Raw genomic sequence first — 21,031 nt, 5'->3', positions numbered from 1 at the left:
ATTTAACTATTTTTAAATTCCTCAAAAAGTTTAATAATAACTTCTTGTTCGATTTGACTTATTCCTGAAATTTTAGTAATCACAAAATCTGAGAAATTATTGTAAATGTAATAGTATACAAATGAGTGTACAACTTTTGGAGAAGTTCTCTCTTTTAAAAAATTAAATTGTAATTCTAGGGCCTCTTTCAAACCTAAATTATCTAATCTTCCGTTTCGAAATAAAACTAGATTATCTCCTATCTTATCTCTATAATTATCAATAATTGTTGCGCGTGCATCAATTAAATTACCTCTATTTAAGTCAAACGTATTAATTGATTTCCACCCTTTTCCATTTGGTCCGTCAGTACCTTCAAATTTTCCGTTCCACTTTAATTCTAGATAAATTTCTGGCGCTTCAAGTTCTGGATTTAATAGTAACGGTTCTTCTGTATTAAGATAATCTGATCTTAAAAAACATTCACTCTCAATTAAATGCATATTCTCGTCAAATGGTGGTTGAGTAATTCTTACTGCATTTATTGGAAACTTAGACCATTTTCCATTTTCTCTATTACAACCACTGCATGCTGGAAGTAAATTAGTCCAATTATAACATAACCAGTAATAACCATGATTATTTTGTTGATCATTACTGACTGATTTTTTTGGTCTATAGTGTTCGACATCTGGTTTGTAACTTTTCGTTTCGCAATAAGCACACTTATTATAAAATAATTTTCTCAACTCATAACGAACTTCGTATTCATCCTGATTAAAATAAGGATCATTCTGATCAGTTATTGAAATTATTACTCCTTTATATTTTTCTCCAATACTTTCTAAATCTATATATTGAGCAATTGAAATTTGCTCTAAATATAAAGCTTGTAAACTAGAAGGAGGATTCATTATATTTTTATTATTATTCTCCCTCATTTTTTTTTAGCAATTTAGAAAGTTCATTTTTTTGCTCTTCAGTTAATTCAGAACTTAAACGCTCTATGACTTTTGTTTCGAATTCTTTATCCTTGTAATTATTGAAAGTAAAAATTTGATCTTCAATGGAAAATTTTTCTGAAACTATGCTTACTCCACCAAAAAGTTCAGATGATAATAATTGGTTTGGAGTCATAAATTTTAATTCTGATTCAATATGCTTTAACCTATCTACTTCAACTTTACCAGAATACTTATCTCTATGAATATTAAGAATAACTCCTTCTCCTTTATATCCCAAAACAGGTACAGGACTATGTGTGGCAGCTATAAATTGTACATTTCTAAAAGTTTCAGACAAATTTTGAATCAATTCTCTTTGTGCTTTTGGGTGCAAGTGCAAATCAATTTCATCAACAATAACAATGCCTTGTAACTCAGAAGGATCTACCACATTCTTTTGAAAATTTGACAATCTAATAATAATTTCCCCTACTAGAGCAAAAATACTTCTAGTTCCTGAAGGAAGTTCCCTCCATCCTTTTTCAAGTTGTTCATCAGATTCTAGAAAGAACGAAGTTTTAAGTTTTTTTCTTTTTCTACCACCTGGATATTGTTTGCTGAATCTAATATCATACAATCCTGGTACTGTTTGTACAAATGCAGAACGAATAAAATACATTCTTTTATCAAAATCAATTTTATTCTTTTTTGAATCATTAAACCATATATCTAATTGATCTTCTATATCTAACATTCTATACTCATAGTCCCATAATGGTTTGAATCTGTATTCTTTTTTTAATTGAATTTCAAATTTGCTTCTATTTTTATTAGAATCTTGATAACTAATTAATCTATTTGGACCTAGTACAACTAAACCTGAAACCATAGGGTACCTATAATTGCAATTTTCATTTCTGGTCCTAGAATTTAACATAGAATCGCTTGATTTCTTATTGATATAAAACTCAAACTCTCCACCAAAATCTGGATTTTTTTCCAATTCATCCTTTTCTAATGTCCTATATCCTAAAATTGTAGTCAAAGCTTTGAGAAAGGTAGTTTTACCAGAACCATTTTCACCTATGACAAATATCCATTGAGCTGTTCTAGGAATATTTTGAATATTTACATTATCAATATCAAAATAGTTATTAATTTGTATTTTTTTTAATCTATTACTTTTTTCTGATTGATAAAATAACTCTTCATTATCAGCATCTAAGATATTTTTATAAAAAACCACTTTCTTTTCTGATTCTTTAAACTCCTTCTCTGATATAAATCCAATTTTGTTTGCATCATTTTCATTAAAATAGCTTAAAGCTGACATAGTAATTGCAAAATCAATTTTTTCTTTATCTGAAACTTCAAGACTAAAATTGTCACCATTGATAAATAAATCTAAAAAATCTATTCCAGCAAATTCTTCAATACCATATCTTTTTATATATTTTCTACCATCAAGGTGTAAATCAGAAACAATATCAAGTAATTCATTTTCTACAAATTTCACTTTCTCATTAGAATCCGATACATTAATTTCTAATTGACATTCTCCATTTTTATAAAAGAACCAACCAATATTAGGTGTTCTGTTTTTCCAGTCCATACCAGACCAAAATGAAATACATATGTAATCATCATTACCATAAAACCAATAACCAGTTTCTAATCTTCCTCCATAATTACTTTTTCTATAAGTGAAGGTTAAGTTAGGATCATATTTTTTTTTACTTCTTAAATCATTTAGGTAATTAAATACTGAAGTATGAAAATCTTTTATATTTACCATTAAAACACCTGATTAATTAAACTTTTTTGTAATGATTGGGAGCTTGAAATTTTTGATTTTAATCCTTCAATATTTGAAGCAAATTGTTCAAGTTTTTTTGAAATCTTTAATTGATTTTCAAGATTGATTAAAGGGACTTTTATTTTCTTAATATCACTTTGGTAAATATGCATTACTGTTGCTCCAGTTCCATATTTATTAAGTTGTTTTCTTACAAGTTCAGAATTCATTAAATATCCCAAATAATAACCATCCATTTCATAAGGTCTAAACACAAGAGTATCACTCCCTGCGTATACCTCAATGTCATCCACAAATGAAGCTGATTTTCCAATTTCTGTTATAGTCTCTCCAGAACCGGCTAATAGGATATCATTTCTTTCTAATCTAAAACTTTGGTTGGCTGTTGCTCTATCAACAAATGAATAATAATTTCTTATTATTCTGTGATGTTTAGTGTATAATTCTCCATACCTAACACAAGGAATTCCACTATCAATAACATCAGATTTCATTATTCCTTTTCCTTTCAAAAAAACTCCTAATGAGTCCAAAGGAACTACTTTCTTTTTTTTAGATAATTCCTCAATAATCATCTTTATTGTTTTACCTGAAATTTCAATACCATGAATTTCATTTTCAATTGAAGAATCTAAATTTATTTCAAGATTTTTTAACATTTCCTTCTCCCTCTCAATCACTTCATCCATCGACCACAACAACTCTGCTAATTGTGCTTGTTGGTCTTTGGGTGGGAGGAGGAATTCGTATTCTGCTAAATCACACCACTTTACCCTTTTTGACATGGTTCCTGCAGCATTTGAATTAGCAAAATCCCATAATGCATTCGAGTTCATCAAAAAAGCCAAAAAACCCGGTACAACTTTATTATGATTTTCTCTAATTACAAATGCATCTCCTGAGCAACAACCTTCAAATTCAACTAATGAAGCTCTTCTTAAATAAGCATTTCTCCTAGCAAAAAGTATATCGCCTTTTTGAAATGCTTTTGTTGAAGAAACCAAATTTTCCGTGGTTCCCCAATTTTTAATCTTAATATCACCAGAAACAAAATGTTCTAATCCAACAAATCTGTCGTATTTAGATTTTGAAGGATTATCAACTCTTACTGATATTTCATCTGCAAGCTCACCTAGTTTAGTTAGCTTCCATTTTGATTTGTCTAGTTTAAGTGATTTTATATTGTTTTGTATTGTCATTATTAAATTGTTTTAAAAAGAGATTGCATAGAATCCTTTAATTTTTTTGAACTTTCGTTCCAATTTTCAAGCAACGTAGAAAAAGAATCGGTTTCTATTACTTTTTCCTCTACATAAAGTTGAACGTTTAAACGTGCATTCTTATCAGCAACAACAACCTCATTCGAAATAACTTTAGAAAAACCTTCTTCATCTTTAAAATTTAAATAAGCAGCATGTATTCTATCAATATGTTTTTTATCTAAATAACTCATTGTTTTTTCTTTCCTTACTTCATCTACCGCCTGAATTAAGAGAACTTTTCCTTTTCTCTCTTTTGGTTTATTGTTATTTGTAATCAATAAGCATGAAACCATTGACGAATTATAAAACAAATTAGGCCCTAAACCAATCACACATTCCACCAAATCTTGCTCTACCATTTTACGGCGCATTTCAGCTTCAGAATCTCTAAACAAAATACCATGAGGCCACAGTGAAATAGAGCGTCCATTATCGGTATTTAAACTCTTTTGTATGTGTTGTTGAAACGCATAATCAGCACAACCTTGCGGTGGTGTTCCCCACAAATTACGTCCGTAAGGGTCGGTTTCAAAACTTTTTCTATCCCAAGCTTTAATAGAATACGGAGGATTAGCTAAAATAACATTAAACTTTTTCAACTCGTCATTTTCAATAAAAGCAGGTTGCGCCAAAGTATCGCCACGAGCAATCTGAAATTCTTCAATACCATGCATAAACATGTTCATTCGGGCAATAGCAGAAGTAATTAGGTTAATCTCCTGTCCGTATAATTTTAACGTACGGTATTCTTTACCTTCTTCTTTTAGGTGCAACGCACAGTTTAACAACAAACCACCACTTCCACAGGTTGGGTCATAAACGCTTTCCCCTGGTTGTGGGTCCATAATCATGGTCATTAATTTTACTACAGTTCTATTGGTGTAAAATTCTGCTGCTGTATGTCCGCTATCGTCTGCAAACTCTTTAATTAAATATTCGTAAGCATTTCCTAATTTATCATCGGGTACACTTTTAAGATTCAATTGGTGTTGAGAGAAATGCTCAATTAAATTGGTCAAAGTAGCATCAGACAATCGGTCTTTGTTGGTCCAACTGGCATCGCCAAAAATCCCAAATAAGGTTTCAGGATTGGCTTTTTCAATTTCACGCATGGCTTCTTGTATGGCCATGCCTATATTTACGGTTGTTTCGCGTACTTTTTTCCAATGGGCATGTTCAGGCACCAAAAAATGATGGTGTTCGGCAAAAGCGGCATATTCTAAATCGCCATCGCTGTCTTCTAATGCTTTTTCAAATTCTTCATCATACACATCACAAATGCGCTTGAAAAACAAAAGCGGAAATATATATTGTTTGTAATCTCCAGCGTCAATAGTACCACGTAATGCAGTAGCAGCTCCCCAGAGGTATTTTTCTAATTGTTGTTGGGTCATTTTAATATTAAATACTATTTATAATATCGTTAGCAGAAATTTCTTTACCTTGAGCTAGTTCATTAACAGCTTTAACAACATAATTTGCTCTTTTGGTAATAAAAATTTCAAAATCTAGTTTTATTTTTTCGATACGTTTTTCATCATCTAACCCTTCATAACCACCATTTTTAAGTTCTTGAATGGGTATTAAATGCGATTTTAGTCTTGAATGTACAATATCTTCACTCGTCCATTCATAACGTTCCATTAAATAACGATAAGGGTCTTTATTACTGATATTTAAGTTGGTTTTATCGGTAATTAATGCACAATTTAAAGCTAAGAAACTCTCAACTTCTGCTTCTTTAAGCAAAGCATCTGGAAAAACATGGTGATAATGACGTTTACTCTCTAATAAAACTTGTCTACTTAATTGTGAACCATCAGCAAAATCGAATGCTCCTAATTTTGTAAAAACAGCCATAATTCCACGTGCTCTAATATTTTCCCTTTTTGGCCAACCTACTCTCATTAATTCTTCTTCTGAAGCTAATGGATATTTAGTACGATCTAAAACAGGAACATCATTTTCAGTGTATTTCAATCCTTTATCGTTTAGTTTTCCTGTAATTATGTTCTTCAAAGCCATAAAGTCATTATAAGCATTAGAAGCCGCTGAGTTTTCATATCGATCAGTAAAGAAACTTGACCAAAGATATTTTCTTAGCAAAATTTCAAATGAGCCTCTAGCATCTAAATTTTCAGGAATATAAGTGTATAAAGCAGCAATAACAGATAAAACAGCATTGGTAGGTAATCTATTTTGGTCGTAAACCCCTTGAGACTCCATGAAAATGGACATTTTTGACAAACCTATTGACATTTTATCCCAATTTTCTACCATCAAATCTTTTTTCATATCCCACATACCTCTTTGATTAGGCAGTTTATCCTGCATTAAAGCAGAGGTTGCTAAAATTAGAAATGGTAGCTCAAAATAATATTTAACATTTGGATATAAAGAGTTTAATTTGTTTTGATAATCGTCTAAGGATACCCCTTTAACCCCTTCTATCTCTGCTCTGATAATATCGTATTGTGACAACGGCTTACTATTAGTATTCATATTTATAAATACTTGTAAAGCAGTTTCTTTGGATGTTTGTGATGGTAAGGCTAAATAAGGTAAATTAAAATGAGAAATAGTCTCTCTATAATCTCTTATAGTTGTCAATATTTCATTCTTCAAACTCATCCATTCAAATAATTTTTCCTCATAATTTTCAATACCTGATTGAGGTTTAATGGGGTTAATAGCGTCATTTACCCATTTTTCATATTCTGATGCAATATCTCCAGGACGTAATAATTCAAGTGGAATTAAGCCTCTGTTAAAACTTTCTGACGGAATATCAGCCCATAAAGGCATATTAATTCCATTTTTATTCACCCATCGCGTTCTACAATAAACACTTGATTCATCTTCTGTATCAATTTTATTTTCATCCAAATACTTATCAAATTTTCTGATATATAAAAAGTATTTTGAATCATCATAATTGTTATGTAAAGATCTCCATAATGCAGTAAGCCTTTGTTGACCATCTAATAAATGTTCTGTAACTCTACTGCCAGTTTCTGGAGCAGAAACAAGAAACCTTGACACAAACTGTTCTTGGTCAACATTTAAAAGCAATGTAACGCCAAGAGGAAGATTTTTAGTTACAGTATCTAACAAACTGCATACTCTATTTCTATCCCAAGCTTGTGGTCTTTGAAAACGAGGTAATTTTATTTCACCATTTTCAATTTTTTGGAACCATACAGCAATTTGTCTGTCTTGAGCAGAACTTGACGGCATTCTATTCATGGATAAATTCTTTTAATATTCTTTTAAACTTTTCTTCAGCTTTCAAACTTTCCTCCCAAGCTGTTTTTAAATCGGCTAACGCTTCTTCTACAGAGGGTAAATTATCTTCAATGATTTTTTCTACATAAAGCGGAATGTTTAAGTTAAAATCATTCTCTTTGATGTCTTCAATAGAAGCTACTTTCACAAAGTTTTCTACATCAGAAAATTGAATGTACCAATCAAAAAGCTGTTTCACATGATTCGGTTCTAAAAAGTTTTGTGCTCTACCTACTCGCACTTGTTCAGAACCATCAATAAACAAGACTTTACCTTGTTTGTGCTTTTCTTTTTGTTGCTTAAATACCAATACACAAGCCGCTAATTGAGTGCCATAAAAAATATTTGGTCCTAAACCAATCACAGCTTCTAAAACATCTTTTTTCAGTAAGGCTTCTCTAATTTTACCTTCAGAAGCTTTTCTAAACAATGCGCCATGAGGCAAAACTACGGTCATTCTACCATTTGCATTCATAGATTTTATCATGTGTTGTACCCAAGCCATGTCGCCATTGCCTTGTGGTGGTACACCCGCAATATTTCTTCCAAAAGGGTCATTCACCCAAATGTCTGCGCCCCAATCTTTCAATGAAAAAGGAGGATTAGCAATGACACAATCAAATGTCTTTAATCCGTCTGCTTCAAAAAAAGCAGGATTTCTCAAAGTATCGCCACGTGCAATTTGAAAATCTTCAATGCCGTGTAAAAACATATTCATTCTAGCGATGGAACTAGAAGTTAGGTTTTTCTCTTGTCCGTATAATTTTAATGTACGGTAATCTTCGTTGTTTTCTCTTAAATGGTCAACACATTCCAATAGCATTCCACCTGTTCCACAGGCTGGATCATAAATACTTTCTCCTTCATGAGGATCCAATATTAAACCCAATAAATGCACTACAGAACGAGGTGTATAAAACTCACCTGCTTTCTTATTGGTTAAATCAGCAAAATGTTTAATTAAGTACTCGTATGCTTCCCCTAAAATATCTGGATTAACCAATGAATTGGATAACGAATATTGAGAAAAGTGCTCAATTAAATCCGTTAATAATCTATCGGAAAGCTTATTTTTATTACTCCACTGAGCATCACCAAAAATCCCATAAAGGTATTCCTGATTGGCTTGTTCAATCCCACGCAAGGCTTTTTCAATAGCTAATCCAACATTTGAAGTAGTTTCTCTAACATCATTCCAATGACATCCTTCTGGAATAATGAATCTATGAAACTCAGGAAGCAAGGCATATTCTACATCACCTCCTGATTCAGTTAATGCAATTTGATATTCTTCATCAAATACATCTGATAATCTTTTAAAGAATAAAAGCGGAAATATGTAGATTTTAAAATCCGATGCATCAACAGGACCTTTCAATATCCAAGCTGCTTTAGACAAGTATTGTTCTAACTGTGAAAGGGTTATCTTTTCTTTTGACATTTACTAAATTCTTAATATAATTTGTATGGTATAAACCCTCAAATTTAACGAAAAAAAAGGGTATTTACAACCCGTAAAAATACCTGATTTTCATACCCCGTATTTATACGTAGGAAAATACAACAGCTAAGATACAAAAAGTAAAAAAAATAGAAATGAGGAAATCCGTACGAGGATAAAAAAAGGCAAGTTCAAGAGCAAGAGCAAGAGCAAAAATCAAATGAGATGCTTACCAGCATGACAAATGGTGTGGTTAGAAAACACAAATAAGTGGAACGCTCGGTGTAGCTCTCTCAACGTAATACAAGTAAAAGAAACTCCATGTAGCTCGGTGTAAAATCATAAGTCAAACACCCCTAATCCCGATAGCTATCGGGACCTCAAGGGGACAATTCCTACTAAGAATATTTATAACATTCAGTATGCTATTATAACTACTCTAGCCGTTGCCTGAGGCACTCGAAGGCAAAAGGCAATAAAAAAAATCCGTCACATCAGCGTTCCGCCTAGTCGGACCCGTTTCATCCGCGTTCCAAAAAAAGTGAAACGCTCTGTGTCGCTCTCTCAACGCAATCCAAAAAAAGAAACTCCGTGTAGCTCGGTGTAAAATCTTAACCACAAGGCGCACTAAGAAAGCACAAAGAACACAAAGCTTTACGAAGCAAAAGCCAACCCATCAACTAACACCCATCACCCATCATCAATCACTTATACAAGAGATGCTTAACAGCATGACAAACTATGCGGTTAGAAAACTCAAATAAGTGGAACGCTCTGTGCAACTCTCTCAACGTAATCCATCCCGAAGCTTCGGGAAAAAGAAACTCGGTGCAGCTCGGTGTAAAACATTTTCATTAGCCTTCGACTTCGCTCAGGATGACACTCGAGTCAAAACATTTTCAGAGATTTCTATCCATTTAAATTTTAAAAATTATTTAAATTTCTTCAATCTGTGTTCCAAAAACTTGAAAATAAAAAAACGCCCCACTATCACTAGCAGGGTGTTTGTTAATCGCATGTACGAACACTAATCAAAACTAAGATTAACCCACGGTTACGGCACCTAAGTACAAACTGGTGGCATATAAAGCATCATTAGAAGAAACAAATGTTGCCCATACTTGTACTTCCAATCCGCTTAAGAAGTTGGGCAATTCAAGAGTAGCGCTTCCACTACTTCTACTCCCAGCATTCAAACTGTACACCGTAGCTTTAGAAGTAGGTTCGTAAACCACTACTACAAGCTTATCAGTTGCCATTGCCTCGCCTTGTCCGCTGTTGTCGGTCCAACTAAAATCTAAGTTTTGCCCGGTTCCAGCGGTAACAGCTCCGTTGTTAATCCCTAGCAAGTCGCCTTTACTAATTAAGACTTTAGTGTAATCCCACTCATAATTAGGATCATTAAACACAATAGCCTCTTTCATTAAATACGACATTGCTTGATTGCGTCGCGTTTTCAAACCAGCATTACTACCAAAATAGCGTTTAATTACAGGTTGTACCCCGCCTAGAAATTCGGTAGTCATGGCAAACTTACTTCGCTGTTGCTGCTGATACGTTGTTGCCAAACGATTACTCTTTTTAGGTAAACTACGCATTACCTCTTTACCACGCCATGTAGCGCCCACCACCGGACCTACTTTTCCTGAAAATGCACCTAAGATGCCTTTGTTGTATGTACCCATACTTTTTAAAAATTTTAATTGTTATTATTAAATATTTTGTTTTTGATGCGCGCTATCAAAGAACGAGTACAAAGATAAAGTAAGGCTTTTTATAAACAAAGCTAACTTATTAACTTGCAATGAATTAACGTTATTTAAAAGTATTTGATACGTTTTGCTAGGGTATGCCAACTTATGCCCTTCTTTGCCACCTTTTGACGGTTTTTGACGTCTTTTGACGTGTTTTGATAGGAATTGCTAGTCAATGATAGCTTGGGTGTGATTTTAAGGGGGTTTTGTTCGTAGTTTGTTCGAACGTTGTTCGAACACGCTTCGTAAAAACAGCAGTTTCTTCGAACAAATTAGAAATAAGATAAGAAGGAAAATGAAAAAAAGGAACGATATTCCAATATAAACGATATGTTTCCATTAGTTCTCGATACATTTTGTATTTGTAAATCTATGGCTTTACAAACGCAAAACACTCGAATTGACGCTAGTGGAATTATGAATTAAAGACTCAAATATGAAACAACCAGTACTAGAAAAAAGCTCTTGAAACAGTACAACTCAATCTCATCACTTCGAGTGATTTTAAAAAGGAAAAATGCTAGTTTTTATTTTTGAAAATTGTATCGTGAATTGTAGAAACGATATGTTTTCATTAGTATTCGATACATTTTGTATTTGTAAATCTATGGCTTTACCAACACAAAACACTCGAATTGACGCTAGTGGAATTATGAATTAAAAGACGCATGAAAGTAGCTTATAACATTAGCAACGAGATAACTCATCCGTCACTTCGAGTGATTTTTAAAAGTAAAAATGCTAATTTTTGCTTTTGAAAATTGTATCGTGAATTGTAGAAACGATACATTTTCATTAGTTCTCGATACATTTAGTGTTAGTAAATCTATGGTATGGCTTTACCAACACAAAACACTCGAATTGACGCTAGTGGAATTATGAAATAAAAAACGCATGAAAGTAGCTTATAACATTAGCAACGAGATAACTCATCCGTCACTTCGAGTGATTTTTAAAAGTAAAAATGCTAATTTTTGCTTTTGAAAATTGTATCGAGAACTGTAGAAACGATACATTTTCATTAGTTCTCGATACATTTTGTATTTGTAAATCTATGGCTTTACTAACACAAAACACTCGAATTGACGCTAGTGGAATTATGAATTAAAAGACGCATGAAAGTAGCTTATAGACATTAGCAACGAGATAACACAACCGTCATTTTGAGTGATTTTTAAAAGGAAAAATGCTAATTTTTGCTTTTGAAAATTGTATAGAGAAATATAGAAAGCAAATAAAAATAAGTACTATAGAAAGGAAAGAATGTAAAATATTTTACACGTATGAATTGAAGAAAGGAGTTCTAATTGCTATTAGAAAAAAAGCTTGGGGAAGCAAGAATACGAAAACTTAAAGCAAATGCTTGTTTTCTAATTTCTCCATAAGAGATTTAGTAAAGAAAGCTTTTGGATACAAATAGCGCCCTCCTAGTTTAGTAAAAGGAATTTTCTTTTCTTTACGATAACGCAACAAAGTAGAATCGCTAATGTTAAACAATTTTAGGACATCTGCATTATCGTACCAAATATCGTTATTGGCTTGTTCTTTTAATTGTAAAACTGTTTTAGTTAATTCCTCTACTTGGGTTTGTAAAATTTCAACTTCTGATCGCACAGGCATGTAGGGTTATAATTGTTAAACGACTATTATTTTTTCACTTATAAATTTGTTTTGGCTTTTGACAAAAGTGCTAAAAAATGCTTTCAAAACAAAGATAACTTGTAAAAAAATAGCACATAGTTTTCAACAGCTAACGCAAAAATTTCAAGCACAAGAACATGAACATGAACAAGAACAAGGGCAAGTTCAATTTCAATTTCAAAAGTGAAACGCTCGGTGTAGCTCTCTCAACACAATCCAAGTAAAAGAAACTCAGTGCAGCTCGGTGTAAAAAAGTATGTAACAAATTATCACTTGTCAACTTTGTGGTTAGAAAACACAAATAAGTGGAACGCTCTGTGTAGCTCTCTCAACACAATCCAATAAAAAGAAACTCGGTGCATCTCGGTGTAAAATCATAAGTCAAACACCCCTAAAGTCCCCTCAAGGGGACAATTCCTACTAAGAAATAATGTAGTAATTAAAATTTTAAAGATTATTTCAATTTCTTTAATCTGCGTTCCAAAACAAGGGCAAGTTCAATTTCAAGAGTGAAACGCTCGGTGTAGCTCTCTCAACGCAATCCGAAAAAAATGAAACTCTGTGAAGCTCGGTGTAAAATCATAAGTCAAACACCCCTGTATTCCGAATAGTCGGAACCCTCAAAGGGACAATTCCTTCTAAGAATATTTATAACATTCAGTATGCTATTAGAACTACTCTAGCCGTTACCTGAGGCTCTCGAAGGCAAAAGGTAACTAAAAAATCCGTCACCACCAGCGTTCCACCTAGTCGGACCCGTTTCATCCGCGTTCCAAAAAAAGTAAAACGTTCTGTGTCGCTCTCTCAACGGAATCCAAATAAAAAGAAACTCGGTGAAGCTCTGTGTAAAATCTCAACCACAAGGCGCACTAAGAAAGCACAAAGAACACAAAGCTTTACGAAGCAAAAGCCAACCCATCACCCATCACCCATCATCAATCACTTATCCAAGAGATGCTTTACAGCATGACAAACTGTGCGGTTAGATAACTCAAATAAGTGAAACGCTCGGTGTAGCTCTCTCAACACAATCCAATTCAAAATAAACTCGGTGCATCTCGGTGTAAAAACTATGAGCCTATGTGTTAAAAAAAAACATAAAAAAAACCGATTCATTTCTGAACCGGTTTTACCCTGCGGAGAATTTATTGAAAATACTGGAAATTCAATAAATATTTTCCTTTTATAATAGTATACTACACATTTCCCATTCTAAAACAAGTAGTACCTCTACCCTTAAGTTTAATCAGAATTTACAATAAAATGTTTTGAAAGAACTTGTTTGTCATTAATGTAAATATCTATCAAATATTTTCCTTCACCATGATAATACCAGCTTCCGTCTCGCTTCTTTTCATAATTTCCAGATTTACTTAATGTTTTTGAACCGTGAATTTTTGTTTTGTAATAATAGAATACCAATCTGTTGTTCTTATTCTCATAAACTATCTTAAAGTTCTCTTCATTTACTTCAATATCATGTTTTCCTTTATGTAATTCAACTGCTTTATTCATGTATTTTGCAATATAGTCGTCAATTAATGATTTGTTTTTAGTGAAACTTTCAGAACCTATTACTTTTTTAGAAGCATCATAAAGAAAAAAATCAACTTTAATAGATTCACTATCTTCAAAATTTTCAAATTTATAATTGACGCGAATACCATTATTATTCGAATAAATTTTAACCTTTTTATTTTCAAAAAATGTCACATTATTATCAGTGAAGCTGGATAATAAGAATAACAAAAGAACTGTTGTTACTGTAAAAATTGCTCTCATAAGTTAATAGGTTAAGTTAATAATATCGTCTTTTCTAGCTAACGTATTAATCCATTCTGTTGGAATTGTATCCATTCCATAAATTAAAGCAGCTAACCCACCTGTTACTGCTCCTGTAGTATCAGTATCGTGACCTAAGTTTACTGCTTTTAAAACCGAATCTTTATAATTATTGGTAGTTAGTATACACCAAATAGCAGCTTCCAATGTATCGATAACGTAACCTGAACTCTTGATATTGTCTTCGTTCACTTTTGTAATGTCTTCGTTTAGCAAACGATGAAACTTATGGATTTCAATGGGATTAATTTTCCTTTGTTCGAAATACTGTGTTAGTTCCGATTGTAGTTCATTATAGGCTTGAAATTTATCTTTTCCTTCAATGATTTTTTTAGCGAATTCCAAATAATACAAGCAAGCCAAAACGGAACGAACGTGTGCATGGGTAATAGAAGATATTTTTTTGGTCCAATCATAACGCTCCTCAATATCTAGGTCTTTGATATGAAGTACCAAAGGTAAAATTCGCATTAACGAACCGTTGCCGTTGTCCCTTTCATCTAAACCGCCTGCTAATTCCGGTGTCATTCCGTTTTCTAAACGCTCTATGGCGATACGTGTTCCTATGCCAATATCGAATACCCAACCGTGGGGTGTCCAAAGATTATCATTTTTCCAAGCGATGAATTTTAGGGCTAGATTATTAATGTCTAAACCTTCCACCATGCTTTCTGCCAAACACAACATTAATGACGTATCATCAGACCAAGTACCTTTTGGTTGTTCGTGAGTTCCGTATTCACGCATATCGGTTACTGGATTTGCTTTTAAATAACCTCGTGGTTGGAATTCCACTGGAACACCAAGTGCATCACCTACTGCGGTGCCGATGAGGATGGTTTGGAGGTGGTTAAGCATTAATTAAAAATTCAAAAGTATTGTTATTAATAATTCTAATATAAAAAGTGTTTCCTACACCAATATTGTTTTGTTGTAACCAATTACCAATTAAAACATTATTAATTCTATATCCTTTTGCATAAACAAAATTTGAATGGCTAATATCATCACCTAAAACAATTTTAACTATTTCACTTACTTTTGGTAATAAATTAATTGGAACTTTACTAATGTTTATATTTCCTTTTAAGTGAGAATTTGTAGCTTTTTTTTCTAAAATAAAATCTTTCATGTAGAGTGAATTAAAAATTTAATGGATTTACACCACAACTTCTTAACCAATCATGGTTTAAATGTGAATACCCTTCTTTATTAATTAAAACATCATTTCCCAAATTATTCCTTACCCAACAATGAGATATGGACCAAGCTCTTTCATTAAATGGAATTTGCAAATTTTTACCGAATCCATTACCTGTTGGTGTAAATATATGTCCAATTGAAACATCAGGTCTAATACTTCTCCTAATCTTTTCAATCATTTCTAAAAATAACTCACCAGATTTGAAAGTACAATAAACAAATTTAATCGATTGATTATTATTAATGTAATTTATTATTTCTTCAACATTATCATCTATAAAACCAAGGTTCATCAAGTCAAGTATTGAATTATCTTTATAATCATGCCAACAATATTGATTATCGCCTTTTTGTACAATTACACATTTTTGGTTTTGGTTTACAATTGTTTGAATACCATCTTTTGTACCTTTAATTAAATCTGCAAAAACAATTTTTCCTTTTTTACAGATTTCAAAAATTTGATCTAATGATGGAATATTGTTATTTGTTGATCTTCTTTGAATTAAATGATTTTCATTGTGGATGAATAAATTTGACATAATTGTCCACATATACATTCCTCTTCCATAAAAAAAATCAGAAGTATTCCATTCAAAACCATGATTAAAAGTACCCAAAAATAAAACTTCAGGTTTGTAATGATCAGTTTTTAAAATTGCATTTTCTGTCCAAAAGCCGTTTTTCCAATTATTGTGATTCAAAAATTTGTGTTCTACTGGCATAATTTTAAAAATTTAAAGTTACTATTTATTACATTTCTTCCTCCTCACGAGGTCTAATTTGACTGAACCAATTTTTAACTTCTAGTTCATTCCTCATATTAAGTTGCACGTCAAAATTTTCATGAAATTCTGCTTGTGGGGTGTACTCATAATGCAAGGTAAGCGTAATTTGGGTTACATATTTTTTACCTTCTTCAAAGCTCTTTAAAATGTAAAACCAAGATTCTGTGAGCAAAACATATACTTTGTCTTCTCCGTCTTCTAAAATTTCATATAATTTTTCTTGGTCTAATACCATTAAAAATTTCCTGTTTAAAAGTTTAAATTCAAAACAATAATTGGCTTCTTCGCCACCATTCAGTGCTTGGCTTGTTATAAATTTAATTCGTTGGCTTGTTAAATGTTGTTCTGATTGGTTAATCTTTCTGTTGTAGCCATTGTAATGAGTGATTAGTTCACCATGATAAATTAAGGGATGAGAAATTCTTACCATATTACTTTTGTTTGTTTAAAAATTCTTGTTCTTCTTTGGTTAAATTTTCAATACCTACTCGGTTAATTTTTTCCAATATACTATCTAAAGTAAGTTTTGCTTTATCATCAAATTGAAAAGGAATGATTTGGTGCAGCAAACTTTCCAAATGGATGTTATAAAAGAAATGCTCGTAAGGTTCATTTTCTAAACGGAAACTATAGCCTAAAATGTATTTCTCAAGGATATAAATTTTTGTTAGTTTGACTTCATGTAAATATTGTGTGCTGGGATAGTATTTTTTGAACTCCGTATGAATGGCTTTGAACTTTTGATTCAGCGGTTGGAAAAACTCTTTCAAATTAAAACCCAGTTCTTCCACATCTATACAAGTAACACATGAAATGAAATGCGGAAAGATCATTTCATCAAAATCGACGGTATATTTTTGAAAGGTTTTGATTTCGAATGCCGTCTTTGATTTGGTTGTATCGGTATTAAAAATCCAATCAATAATTAGAGAACGATAGGATTCGATTTCACTTAATTGGATGGGTATACAATATTCAACAATATCGTTAATTAAATATTCCGGTATATCAATCAACGGATAATCCTCTTTACTAGTAGTACCGAATAAAAAGTCGTTGATAATATAAATTAAATGAATAGTATTTTCCTCATCTTTTACTCGATAACGCAAGTAATCCTTTGTTGCTTCAGCCGTTATAAAATCAGTAGTAAGAAACCAATGATTTAGATTTTCAAGTGTGGCGTTTTGGAGGTCTAAAGCGATGATTTTATAGTTGGAATTCATATTTGTAAAAATTTTCAGGAGTGGTACCAACTTAAATATATTACGAATAAAAATGTTAAAAAAAACATTAATTTAAATTTAACATTTCAAAAAAATATGAGATATATAAAACTACCCCAAAAAGTTAGACACTATTTGGGGTAGTTGATATTTTTATATTACAACATTATTATCAATTAATTTTCACAATTTCAAAATCACTAAAACTCACATACCCCTTTGTGCACATAGTTCCGTATTTATTTTCAAATAATTCACATATTTTATCTAAATGATTTTTACTGTAAGGTTTTCCAGTAGTGGTTGCAATTTCTACATACATACCTTTAGTTAAATTAACCTTTGTTGTTTTGTCATTTCGTTTTGCCGTAATTCTAAAAAGATTTGCCATATTTTTTATGTTTAATTAATATTATAATTGATTTCTACTTCTTTATTGTTGATTGAATTATCTATTATTACATTGTAATTATTTGGATGTGAAAGCCAAAGTGATTTTAAACTTTCATTAATTTTTATGTATTCTAATGGATTTTCCCATAAGGTTGCTTCTATCAGCTCATTATTAAATTCAATTTCTTTAATTTCATTTTCATTGGCTTCTAAAAGTTTAAGCTTATTGTTTAATTCTATACTTTCGATATTACAACTGTTACAGATTAAAAATTCAGTATTCTGATGCAGTTTTAATTTTTTAATTTTTTTAATTTCAATTTCAATGTAGTTATAGGTTTCGGTTATTTCATAAAGTTCAATCTTATTAATGGTAACTGGATGTTTGTTTTGCACTAATTCAGATAAAGATGCTGGTGGTCCGATCCAATAAAAATCAGGATGATAATTGTCTTGGTCTTTGCTTAAATTCATAGCAATCTTATGCTGAAGCTTCTTTTTATTGTAGTTATTAACTTGTTCAGGGAAAGAATGTTTATAATAAAAACTTGCTAAATATTGAATTTCTTCATTCTTTAAATTATTAATTTGTTCATTTGTTAATGGGGATGCATTTTTGAATTTCTTACCAAGTTCGAGTTCAATACATTTTAGATTGGGTATAAACTCCATTTTACTCAAAAAATATTTTTGAAAAGCTTCTATATCCCTGTAAATTAACTTTAAATAGCTCGTGACTTCTTCAAATGATAATTCGACAAAAGTTTTAGTCGAATGATTATAAGTTAAATGGTGTGGTAAGTGGTATACTAATTTCATCTTTTTAAATTTACTTTTTCAAAAGTAATTTGAGAAAGCGCCAAAAGACGACGTTTAAAAAGTAAAGTGAAAAAAAGGGGTATTTCTTATTTTATAAAACAAGTCTAAAGAAGAAGTGTTTATATAGGTAGTTTCTTTTTCATTCAATGAGCCAAAAGCTTCATGTATGTGACCAAAAACATGATATTTAGGTTGTATATTTTTTACAGCTTTTAGTAATTTTTCACAACCAACATTTAGATTATGCATTGTTTTATCTAATATGCCAAAAGCGGGTCCATGAGTAATTAATATATCTGTATTGTTTGGTATTAATTGCCAGTGCTTATTTATCTCTTCCCCTCTTTTTCTATTGAATGCCCAATTGTGAAATTCTGGAGTTATAGGCGACCCCCATATGTTAATTCCATCGATTTCAATTCCGGTATCGTTTAGATAGAAAATGTTTTTAGGTAGAATATCTTGAATTTCTTGTTGGGTAAAATTTTCAAAAAAGAAATCATGGTTTCCTGCTATAAAAATTTTGTAAGTATACGATTGCTTTTCAAACCAATCGATAAAATTTGTAGCTTCTTCTTGTGTACCTCTATTGCAAACATCTCCAGCATGAATAAGTAAATCACCACCAGGTAATTGCAACTGATGGTGAAGACCGTGTGTGTCAGATAGGGTGGTGATTTGCATTGATTAATTAATCTTAAATTTTAATTTTAAAATCAAAATACTCATTCATAAAATTATATATTAATTTACCTCGATCCAAAATATTATTTTCCCAGTTTTCATAATTTTCCCAATTTATCAATGTTTGATTATGTAATTCATAGGAACCTCCATTACACGATTTATAAATTTTATTTTTTGGATGCTTATTACTTAAAGAAGAATTTTCAGTAGGAGATATTAAAAGAAGATTTCCAATTCCATTAATAATTTTTTGAATTTTAGCATTAAATATTCTTTCTTCTTCACTAATATTATTCTCATCGGCACAAATCCAATTCCATTCCCAACTTTGTGGGAGAATATGTTCTACAGAACGACCTTTTTTTAATATTTCTCTTAGTTTTAACAAATCTACTTTTTGATCATTATCAAACTTTTCAATCTCATATTTATAAAGTGTGTAAACCATTTTTCCATTAAAAAAATGAAAAGCATTATTAATTATATCTTCCCTGTGGTTAGCAATAAATTCTGAAACTGTTTTTTGTAAATTTCTATCTTCAAATAACTCAGGTCTAAACCCTGAATTAACATAATATTGTAACTTCTCTTCTACTTCATCTATAGTAACACAACTTAATACTGCAGAAAATAAGGCTTCAAAATTATTTCTATAAACTTTACCATGGTATTTCCAATGAAAATCACAAGTAAATAATAGTTTTTCCCAAAGAGTTAGTATTTTTGAATTCGAAAAAATATCGATATAATTATTTTCAAATTTGTGAAAAAATAAAATAAACAATTCTAAACTATAAAACTTACTAAGAATTATCGTATCGCCTATGAGTCTATTTTCTCTGTCTAGTAATGTAATATCTTGACTTAAAAACTTTACCGTTTTTGATAATTTTTTGACAAGATTTTCAGCGTAAAATACCGCATTATCAGTCAATTTTTTATCTATATAATTTAATATCGATTCTTCTTTATTATTAGTGCTTGGATTCCAAAAATCTGGGTTATTTTCTTCTAATTTTAAACCATCGTCAATAATTCTGAGATGATACAATAAGATTTCATCCAAGTGTAAATCACCTCTAAAATTATTGTTATCTAAACTTTCTTCGTATTTGAAAATTTCTGAAAATTCACTTTGAATCCTATCTATTATAATTTTTGAATCATCATTCAATTCTAAATAAACAGCTTTCATAAGTTTAGCTTTTACTTTTTCTAATAGGCTCAAATTTATACCTCTTGTATTTTGCAACTCAAATATTTGAACTGCTACTGCTTTACTTTTTGTTGAATGTACTGAAATATGTGCATTTAATAAAGTATTTAAGTAGCTATCAATATTATCTGTTTTTAACTTTTCGTCTTTAAATCCTTTTTTAAAAAAATTCAATGCAAATAACATTCTTTCAATAGATAATGTGTGATTAGAATCAGAATTATCTATATTAAAATCAGTAAAATCATAATTATCCTCTTTATAATGAATGTTTTCTTTCATTAAATTAAAATTGATACTATCGTACGCAACAGTATCAAATTTTGAAATTAATGTTTTAATTTTTTCGTTTTTACTTATATCATACGTTCCACAAATCATTAAAAACAAAATAAAAGTTGTAAGTCTTTGTTGGCCATCAATAACTTCGTAATTAGCATCATTTCCCTCTTCAAAAATAAAATGACCATAGTAGTATTCCTTTCCATCAATATCTAATAAATCATTGATAAATTGATTTAGTTGTTTTTCTTCCCAAGCATATGCTCTTTGATAGGGAGGAACTATTATTTTATTTGCATTGAAGATGTCTTCAAGTTTCTTAATATTTTTCATTTTAATCTTGCTTTAATTTTTTTAACGATATTCAATAAACTAATTTTTGTAAATGTTTTTCAACTTATTTATTTCTTCAATCATTTCATTTCTAAAATGAGCATGGCTAATGATTTTATA

The 21,031-nt window shown here is 31.0% G+C and carries 18 protein-coding genes; all 18 read right to left on the bottom strand.

Going from position 1 to position 21,031, the window contains the following annotated elements:
• Window positions 1-2: 2 nt before the first annotated feature.
• Entirely contained in the window at window positions 3-893 is an 891-nt protein-coding gene (locus LOS86_RS07665; protein ID WP_231841520.1) for an HNH endonuclease family protein, read from the bottom strand.
• Between the two features lie 13 nt (window positions 894-906).
• On the bottom strand, window positions 907-2,718 hold the full coding sequence (locus tag LOS86_RS07660) for an AAA family ATPase (RefSeq protein ID WP_231841519.1): 1,812 nt from the start codon (window positions 2,716-2,718) through the stop codon (window positions 907-909).
• Complete coding sequence (locus LOS86_RS07655; protein ID WP_231841518.1) at window positions 2,718-3,938, bottom strand: restriction endonuclease subunit S; 1,221 nt, start codon at window positions 3,936-3,938, stop codon at window positions 2,718-2,720. The genes LOS86_RS07660 and LOS86_RS07655 overlap by 1 nt, the downstream gene beginning before the upstream one ends.
• Window positions 3,939-3,940: 2 nt before the next feature.
• Window positions 3,941-5,395: a type I restriction-modification system subunit M gene (locus LOS86_RS07650; protein WP_231841517.1), complete on the bottom strand. Its 1,455-nt coding sequence runs from the start codon at window positions 5,393-5,395 to the stop codon at window positions 3,941-3,943.
• 7 nt (window positions 5,396-5,402) lie between these two features.
• Window positions 5,403-7,247, bottom strand: a complete 1,845-nt coding sequence (locus tag LOS86_RS07645; RefSeq protein WP_231841516.1) for a DUF262 domain-containing protein — start codon at window positions 7,245-7,247, stop codon at window positions 5,403-5,405.
• Window positions 7,240-8,727 (bottom strand): type I restriction-modification system subunit M, encoded by a 1,488-nt coding sequence (locus LOS86_RS07640; protein ID WP_231841515.1) that lies wholly within the window; start codon window positions 8,725-8,727, stop codon window positions 7,240-7,242. The genes LOS86_RS07645 and LOS86_RS07640 overlap by 8 nt, the downstream gene beginning before the upstream one ends.
• Before the next feature lie 1,043 nt (window positions 8,728-9,770).
• On the bottom strand, window positions 9,771-10,412 hold the full coding sequence (locus LOS86_RS07635) for a DUF6266 family protein (protein ID WP_231841514.1): 642 nt from the start codon (window positions 10,410-10,412) through the stop codon (window positions 9,771-9,773).
• Window positions 10,413-11,831: 1,419 nt separating this feature from the next.
• Window positions 11,832-12,101: a helix-turn-helix domain-containing protein gene (locus LOS86_RS07630; protein ID WP_231841513.1), complete on the bottom strand. Its 270-nt coding sequence runs from the start codon at window positions 12,099-12,101 to the stop codon at window positions 11,832-11,834.
• Window positions 12,102-13,364: 1,263 nt separating this feature from the next.
• Window positions 13,365-13,904 carry a hypothetical protein gene (locus LOS86_RS07625; protein ID WP_231841512.1) on the bottom strand — a complete coding sequence of 180 codons (540 nt, stop codon included), beginning with the start codon at window positions 13,902-13,904 and terminating at the stop codon, window positions 13,365-13,367.
• A gap of 3 nt (window positions 13,905-13,907) precedes the next feature.
• Entirely contained in the window at window positions 13,908-14,822 is a 915-nt protein-coding gene (locus LOS86_RS07620; RefSeq protein WP_231841511.1) for an ADP-ribosylglycohydrolase family protein, read from the bottom strand.
• On the bottom strand, window positions 14,815-15,096 hold the full coding sequence (locus LOS86_RS07615) for a hypothetical protein (RefSeq protein WP_231841510.1): 282 nt from the start codon (window positions 15,094-15,096) through the stop codon (window positions 14,815-14,817). Before LOS86_RS07615 ends, LOS86_RS07620 begins: the two co-directional genes overlap by 8 nt.
• Before the next feature lie 10 nt (window positions 15,097-15,106).
• On the bottom strand, window positions 15,107-15,892 hold the full coding sequence (locus LOS86_RS07610) for a hypothetical protein (RefSeq protein ID WP_231841509.1): 786 nt from the start codon (window positions 15,890-15,892) through the stop codon (window positions 15,107-15,109).
• A gap of 28 nt (window positions 15,893-15,920) precedes the next feature.
• Window positions 15,921-16,385, bottom strand: coding sequence for a hypothetical protein (locus LOS86_RS07605; protein WP_231841508.1), 465 nt, complete (start codon window positions 16,383-16,385; stop codon window positions 15,921-15,923).
• 1 nt (window position 16,386) lies between these two features.
• On the bottom strand, window positions 16,387-17,181 hold the full coding sequence (locus LOS86_RS07600) for a hypothetical protein (protein WP_231841507.1): 795 nt from the start codon (window positions 17,179-17,181) through the stop codon (window positions 16,387-16,389).
• 172 nt (window positions 17,182-17,353) lie between these two features.
• Window positions 17,354-17,572 carry a DUF6140 family protein gene (locus tag LOS86_RS07595; RefSeq protein WP_231841506.1) on the bottom strand — a complete coding sequence of 73 codons (219 nt, stop codon included), beginning with the start codon at window positions 17,570-17,572 and terminating at the stop codon, window positions 17,354-17,356.
• Window positions 17,573-17,583: 11 nt separating this feature from the next.
• Complete coding sequence (locus LOS86_RS07590; RefSeq protein ID WP_231841505.1) at window positions 17,584-18,393, bottom strand: hypothetical protein; 810 nt, start codon at window positions 18,391-18,393, stop codon at window positions 17,584-17,586.
• A 54-nt stretch (window positions 18,394-18,447) separates the two neighbouring features.
• Window positions 18,448-19,077, bottom strand: a complete 630-nt coding sequence (locus LOS86_RS07585; RefSeq protein WP_231841504.1) for a metallophosphatase domain-containing protein — start codon at window positions 19,075-19,077, stop codon at window positions 18,448-18,450.
• 13 nt (window positions 19,078-19,090) lie between these two features.
• The gene (locus LOS86_RS07580) at window positions 19,091-20,911 is read right to left on the bottom strand and encodes a DUF262 domain-containing protein (protein ID WP_231841503.1); all 1,821 of its coding nucleotides are present in this window, start codon (window positions 20,909-20,911) and stop codon (window positions 19,091-19,093) included.
• Window positions 20,912-21,031 lie beyond the last annotated feature (120 nt).

It is taken from the genome of Flavobacterium cyclinae (genome assembly GCF_021172145.1).
GTDB classification, from domain to species: Bacteria; Bacteroidota; Bacteroidia; order Flavobacteriales; family Flavobacteriaceae; genus Flavobacterium; species Flavobacterium cyclinae.
Note: the sequence above shows the minus strand (reverse complement) of the source record. Positions and strands in the feature narration are given on the sequence as shown.